Raw genomic sequence first — 5,966 nt, 5'->3', positions numbered from 1 at the left:
GAATTCCACCGGCCCGGCGTCTTCGTGTGTTCCTCAGCGCCCGCTGACCCGCCCGTGCAGCAGCAGGGACAGGGCCGAGTGGACGTCGTCGATGGTCCGCTCCGGCTGGAAGGCCTGCCAGTCGAGGGCCGCCACCAGCACCATCCCGACGAGCGCGGCGGCCGTCAGCTGGATGTCGATCTCCTCGCTGAGCTCTCCGTCGGCGACGCCGTCCCGGAGGACTTCCTCGACCACGGCGACGGCCTCCTGGCGCAGCACCAGGAGGGTGGACTGCCATGCGCGGTTGGTGCGCCAGAGCTCGGCGACGTACAGCTGGGTGAAGGCCGGGTAGCGGTCGATGAAGCCGAGACCGGCCCTGATCATCGCGTCCAGGGCCTCCACCCGGGTGCCGTCGCGCCCGTCGGTCTCCTCCACGGCGGAACGGAGCGAAGCGGTGAGCAGTCCGACGCCGTGCCGCAGCAACTCCTCGAAGAGTTCGGTCTTGCTCCTGAAGTTGTAGTAGACCGTGCCCTTGGCCACTCCGGCACGCTCGGCGATCTCGTCCACGGTGGTCGCGGAGAAGCCCTTCTCGGCGATGAGGGTCACCGCCGCCTCGTAGAGCTTCTGCCGGGTGGCCTGGCGGCGCGTGGTGCTACTGCTGTCCATGCCGACGATTCTCACAGGTCCGGGCGCGCTCACAGACTGAGCTCCGGGTGCAGCCGGTCCAGGGTCCACACCTGCTTGCGGCGGGCGGACAGCGCGGTCAGCGCCAGGGCGCCCGCGGTGAAGGCCGCCAGGACGGCACAGGCCTGCCAGACCGGCCCGAGGCCGCCGCCCGTGATCAGTCGGCGCAGTCCGTCCACGACGTACGTCATGGGCAGGAAGGGATGGATCGCGCCGAAGAATCCCGGGCTGGTCTGCACCGGGTAGGTGCCCCCGGCCGAGGTCAGCTGGAGCATCAGCACCGCGAGGACGAGGATGCGTCCAGCCGCGCCGAAGCGGGCGTTCAGCCACTGTACGATCGCGGCGAAACAGCAGGTCACCAGGGCGAGGAAGCCGATCGTGCCCGCCGCGTGCGTCATCTGGAGGCCGAGCCGCCAGTGCAGCACGGACATCAGGGCGACGACCTGGAGCAGGCCGATGGCGGCGACCGGCAGCCAGCCCGCGAAGGCGATGCGCCAGGCCGGTGCCCCGGCCGCGAGGGCCCGCCGGTTGAGCGGCTGGATCAGCATGTACGCGACCATCGCGCCGACCCAGAGCGAGAGCGGGATGAAGTACGGGGCGAAACCCGTGCCGTAGTTGGGTGCCGCGTGCAGCGACGAGGAGGCCAGTCGCACGGGGTCGGCCATGACACCGGTCCGGTCGTCGCGGGCCTTCTCGTCGTAGTCGGGGATCTTGCCGACGCCGTCGTTCAGTCCCTGTGCGAGCGTCGCGGAGCCGTCGCCGAGCCGGAACAGCCCGCTGTCGAGGCTCTTGGCGCCCTTCCTGAGCTTCCCGAGTCCCGTGTCCAGGTTCCCGGCGCCGGTCTTCGCGGTGCCCAGTCCGGTGTGGAGCGTGTCGGCGCCCTTGGCGACCTTGTGGGCACCGGTGTTGAGCGCGTTGATCTTCGCGACGGCGGACTCCAGGTCCGTGTCCAGGTCCGGTGAGCGCTTCGCGAGGGCGTCGGCCTGCTTCCGCAGGGTCGTCAGCTGGGTGCGCAGCTTCGTCAGGTCGCCGTTCTGCTCGGTGACCAGCGCGTTCACGTCGTCGGCGACCTTCGCGACATCGGCCGCCGCGGTCATGGCGCGCTTCAGCTGGGGGCAGACCCCGGGGTCCGGCAGTGGCTGTTCCTCGCAGCGGACGCGATGGACCTCCGCCAGGTCGTCGGAGGCCGTGTGGGCGGCGGCGGAGGCGGTGGGCGCCGTCTCGACCAGCAGGTCGAGGTTGTCCCGTACGGCCTTCGAGGAGTCGGAGACCAGCCGGGCGGTGTCCCCGATCGCCTTGCCGTTGTCCTTCAGGAACGGGCGTACGTCGGCGGCGGCCCCGCCGACCTTGTCGGCGAGAGCCCGGGTGCCGTCGGCGACCTGCCGCGACCCCGTCTCCAGGTCGCTCGCACCCTTGTCGAGCCTGATGATCCCGCTGGAGAGCGTGCCGCTGCCCGACTCGGCCTCCTTGAGCCCGTCCACGAGGTCCTTGGACCCCTTCTTCGCCTTGGTGACACCGTTCCTGAGGTCGTCGGCGCCCGCGGCGGCCTCGGCCGTCGCGTCGTGCAGGCCGGAGAAGTTGATGAATATCCGGTCGAGGAAGCCGCGTGAGGCCTTCGTCGAGGCGGCGCTGCGGACCTCGGCGAACACCGTCCGCGAGATCTGTCCGACGATGTAGTTGTTCGCGTCGTTCGTGCGGACCTGGAGGGCGCCGGTCTCGGGGGAGTCACCCGCGCTGGACGCGATCCGTTCGCTGAAATCGGCGGGCATGGTCAGCGAGAGGTAGTACGTCCCGTCCTCGACACCCCTCTCGGCCTCGGCGGGACCGACCTCGTGCCAGTCGAAGACCTTGGAGTCGAGCAGCCGGCCGGTGATGTCGTCACCCGCCGCGAGGCGCTCGCCCTCGGAGCTCGCGCCCTCGTCCTCGTTGACGAGCGCCACGGGGATCCTGTCGAGCCGCCCGTACGGATCCCAGAACGACCAGAGGTACAGGGCGCCGTACAGCAGGGGCAGCAGCAGGAGCGCCACCAGCGCGGCACGCGGCATCCGCCCCCTGCCGAACCGCCTGAGCTCAAGCGCGGCCAGTCTCGGCGATCGCATCGGCCGTCTCCTCCTCGGTCGTGTCGTCGTCCGCCGCGGTGGCGTCCGTCCCGTCCTTCACCGGCGGCCCGGTGCGTACGGTGAGCGCGTCCCCGGGGGCCTCGCTGCACACGGCGAGCACCGTCGTCCCGTCGTCCGCGAGACCCCGCAGCAGCTTCCAGGCCTCGGCACGGTCCGCGCCGGAGAGCTTGAGGTCGGTGTCGTCCACGGCGAGCAGCCGCGGACGGCCCATCAGCGCGAGGGCCACGGAGAGCCGCAGGGACTCGACGCGCTCCAGGTCCCGTACGGAGGTCCGTTCGGCCTTGGGCAGGGTGACGGGGTCCAGCCCCGCGGCGTCCAGGGCGGTGTCGATCACCGCCCGCGCGGTGGCCGTCCGTTCGGCGCGCGGGCGCAGCAGGGAGCGCACCGAACCGTCGAAGCGGCGCCGCAGCAGGGCCCGTTCCCGCAGGTGCTCCGCGACCGTGAAGGCCGGATCGAGCTCGTTGACACCGGGGACCGGTCCCAGCGCGCTGATTCCGCGGACGGCGGCGAGCTCGCCGGGCACGCGGTGCCCGCCGACCTCCGCGTGGCCCCGGGTGGGACGCATCCGGCCGGTGAGCGCGAGCAGCAGACAGGTGCGGCCCGAGCCGGACGGCCCCTCGATCGCCACCAGCGATCCGGGATCCGCGGTGAAGTCGACGCCCCGGAAGGCCCAGCCGCGGGACCCCTCCAGTCCGAAGTCCTCGGCGCTCAACGCCGCCCCGTGCGGGTTGTCCACGACGACCCCACCCCTCTGTCCGACTGCCGGGTCCTTTGCACTGACCAGTCAGTGCAAAAAAATACCCGAACTCGCGCCCGATGTGAAACACCCGGCCTCCCCGTGTGGCCGTGTGGGAAGAACGCCTGGTCAGAGGGTATTTCTGAGGGATTGTCAGTGGTGTCCGTCACGATGGATGCATACGGCCACGGAGCCGTCACACGACGACAGGAGGTTCGTCATGGCCAGCTCGTCCGCAGCCGCCGCCCCGCGGCGCCGCGCAGGCAGCCCTGCCCCCTCACTGACCGGTCCGGCAACCGACGTCCACCCCGTACCGCGCCGCACCACGGCGCCGCCCGCCGCTCTCGATCTGCTCGCCCAGGCCCGCACCGGCCTTGACGAGGCCGCCGTACTCGACGTGCCCAACGAGCGGTACGCCACCGCTCACCTGGCCGCACTGCGCACCGCGGCGGCCGTGCTCGCCGCCCGTGGCCGGCCCGAAACCAGCAGGCGCCGCCGGGAGAGGATCCGCAGCGCGTGGGAAGTCCTCCCGGAGACAGCGCCAGAACTCACCGAGTGGAGCGCCCTGTTCGCCTCCGGCGCCGCGCGCCGCGCCCGTGCGGAGGCGGGCATACCCGGTGCGGCCACCGGCCGCGACGCCGATGACCTGCTGCGGGACGCGGCCATGTTCCTGCGCCTGGTCGAACGACTCCTGGTGCTCCAGCCGGTCCTGCCGCAGCCACGGAGGGACCGGCCCCGGTAGGGGACAGGGCGACCGGCCCCCCGTGTCGTGGCCCGACGCGGGGGGACCGGGACGGTGGTGCGAGGCAATAGGGTGGAGAGCACCCGTATCACCACCCCGTATCACCTGCACTGTTCACGCTCCGCCGTCCGTGGCGGCACCGTGCCGAGGAGTCAACTGCCGTGTCGGACCAGCTGCGCCCCCGTGCCTCCCTCCGTACCGCTGTGGTCTGGGAGGTCCTCAAGGACGCTCTCGACCGCCGGGTCAAGGCGACCGGCAGGGACACCCTGGACGTGCTGGACACCGGTGGTGGCACCGGGAACTTCGCGGTGCCCGTCGCCCGGCTCGGCCACCGGGTCACCGTGGTCGACCCCAGCCCCAACGCCCTGTTCGCCCTGGAGCGCCGTGCCGCCGAGGCCGAGGTCGCCGACCGGGTCCGCGGGGTCCAGGGCGACATCCTGGGCCTGTTCGAGGTCGTGGACCGCGCCGGCTACGACGCGGTCCTGTGCCACGGCGTCCTGGAGTACGTGGACGACCCCGCCGAGGGCGTACGGAACGCGGTCGACGCGCTCCGCCCGTCCGGCGCACTCAGCCTGCTCGGTGCCGGGCTCGGCGGCGCGGTCCTGGCCCGGGCGCTCGCCGGCCACTTCACCGAGGCCCGGCAGGCGCTGACAGACCCGGCCGGACGCTGGGGCGAGGGCGACCCCGTGCCCCGCAGGTTCACCGCCGAGCAGCTGACCGAGCTGGTCACCGCCGCGGGCATCGAGGTCGGCGCGGTCCACGGCGTACGGGTCTTCGCGGACCTCGTGCCGGGTGTTCTGGTGGACACCGAGCCCGGTGCCACGGAGGCACTCCTCCGACTGGAGGCGGCCGTAGCGGAACTGCCGGCCTTCCACTCGGTGGCGACCCAGCTGCACGTTCTGGGCGAGAAGCGCGCCTGAGCCACCGCCGCGGGCGGCCGGAGCACGGCTGATCAGCAGCGCAGCCGCAGACGGAGTACCGCCCGGAACACCCGATCGGCGCGCGAGCCCCGTATGATCGGGTGACACCATCCGGCATGACGGATCGGAGGTCGGGGAATCTACGCCTCAGCAGCCGAGCCGAAATGGCGGTCCGGACTGGCTATGGCTAGAGGGCGGGTTTCACGGGGGCGAATCCCTGCCTATCCTGGAAGGGCCGCATACCGGTCGCCCCCCGCGGCCGACGACGAGGAGGACTCCGTGCCGCTCTCGGAGCACGAGCAGCGAATGCTCGAGCAGATGGAGCGAGCGCTGTACGCCGAAGATCCCAAGTTCGCTACAGCGCTTGAGGGAAGCGGGCTGCGCAGGTACACCCGGCGACGGGTCTACCAGGCGGTGGCCGGTTTTCTGGTGGGTATCGCGCTCCTCATGGCCGGAATGGTCGCCCAGGAGATCTGGATCAGCGTGGTGGGATTCCTCGTCATGCTGGGCTGTGCCGTGCTCGCGGTCACCGGGTGGCGCAAAGCGCCCAAGCCCGGTGAGCAGCAGCAACCGGCAGGGAGCGGGGGCGGAGGCGAACGCCGACACCCCAGGGAACGCCGGTCGATGATGAACCGGATCGAGCAGCGGTGGCAGCGCCGCCGCGACGAACAGGGCCAGTGAACGCACCGTTCCCCGGTCGGTGCGGGGCAGTCCCGCCCGGTGCCGGCACGCGGTCGCGTGCACCGAGAACTTGATGCTGGACCTCATGCGTGAGGGGCGGTCGC

The 5,966-nt window shown here is 71.8% G+C and carries 6 protein-coding genes; 3 read left to right on the top strand and 3 right to left on the bottom strand.

What is annotated here, in order from left to right; all coding sequences use genetic code 11:
* Positions 1–33: 33 nt before the first annotated feature.
* Genes ACFWVP_RS28835 through ACFWVP_RS28825 form a run of 3 tightly spaced genes read right to left on the bottom strand, consistent with a single transcriptional unit; the run spans position 34 to position 3,519 of the window.
* Positions 34–645 carry a TetR/AcrR family transcriptional regulator gene (locus tag ACFWVP_RS28835; protein WP_384500899.1) on the bottom strand — a complete coding sequence of 204 codons (612 nt, stop codon included), beginning with the start codon at positions 643–645 and terminating at the stop codon, positions 34–36.
* 29 nt (positions 646–674) lie between these two features.
* Positions 675–2,762, bottom strand: coding sequence for a YhgE/Pip family protein (locus tag ACFWVP_RS28830; RefSeq protein WP_384500898.1), 2,088 nt, complete (start codon positions 2,760–2,762; stop codon positions 675–677).
* A complete protein-coding gene (locus tag ACFWVP_RS28825) occupies positions 2,734–3,519 on the bottom strand; it encodes an ATP-binding cassette domain-containing protein (RefSeq protein WP_384500897.1) in 786 nt (261 codons plus the stop codon). Before ACFWVP_RS28825 ends, ACFWVP_RS28830 begins: the two co-directional genes overlap by 29 nt.
* 220 nt (positions 3,520–3,739) lie before the next feature.
* Here ACFWVP_RS28825 and ACFWVP_RS28820 point away from each other — a divergent pair, with 220 nt between their 5' ends.
* From ACFWVP_RS28820 to ACFWVP_RS28810, 3 genes are all read left to right on the top strand, one after another.
* On the top strand, positions 3,740–4,261 hold the full coding sequence (locus tag ACFWVP_RS28820; RefSeq protein ID WP_384500896.1) for an SAV_6107 family HEPN domain-containing protein: 522 nt from the start codon (positions 3,740–3,742) through the stop codon (positions 4,259–4,261).
* Positions 4,262–4,422: 161 nt separating this feature from the next.
* Positions 4,423–5,181, top strand: coding sequence for a class I SAM-dependent methyltransferase (locus tag ACFWVP_RS28815; RefSeq protein WP_384500895.1), 759 nt, complete (start codon positions 4,423–4,425; stop codon positions 5,179–5,181).
* 279 nt (positions 5,182–5,460) lie between these two features.
* Positions 5,461–5,862 carry a DUF3040 domain-containing protein gene (locus ACFWVP_RS28810; protein ID WP_384500894.1) on the top strand — a complete coding sequence of 134 codons (402 nt, stop codon included), beginning with the start codon at positions 5,461–5,463 and terminating at the stop codon, positions 5,860–5,862.
* Positions 5,863–5,966 lie beyond the last annotated feature (104 nt).

The sequence above is a fragment of the Streptomyces sp. NPDC058637 genome, from assembly GCF_042717325.1.
In the GTDB taxonomy this organism is placed as follows: domain Bacteria; phylum Actinomycetota; class Actinomycetes; order Streptomycetales; family Streptomycetaceae; genus Streptomyces.
The sequence above is the reverse complement of the archived record's forward strand: the minus strand, read 5'-3'. Positions and strand labels throughout refer to the sequence as shown.

What these genes read in the sequence shown, in the direction of transcription:
- ACFWVP_RS28830 (WP_384500898.1), bottom strand. Translation starts at nt 2,762, where the DNA reads ATGCGATCGCCGAGACTGGCCGCGCTTGAGCTCAGGCGGTTCGGCAGG.
- ACFWVP_RS28820 (WP_384500896.1), top strand. Translation starts at nt 3,740, where the DNA reads ATGGCCAGCTCGTCCGCAGCCGCCGCCCCGCGGCGCCGCGCAGGCAGC.
- ACFWVP_RS28835 (WP_384500899.1), bottom strand. Translation starts at nt 645, where the DNA reads ATGGACAGCAGTAGCACCACGCGCCGCCAGGCCACCCGGCAGAAGCTC.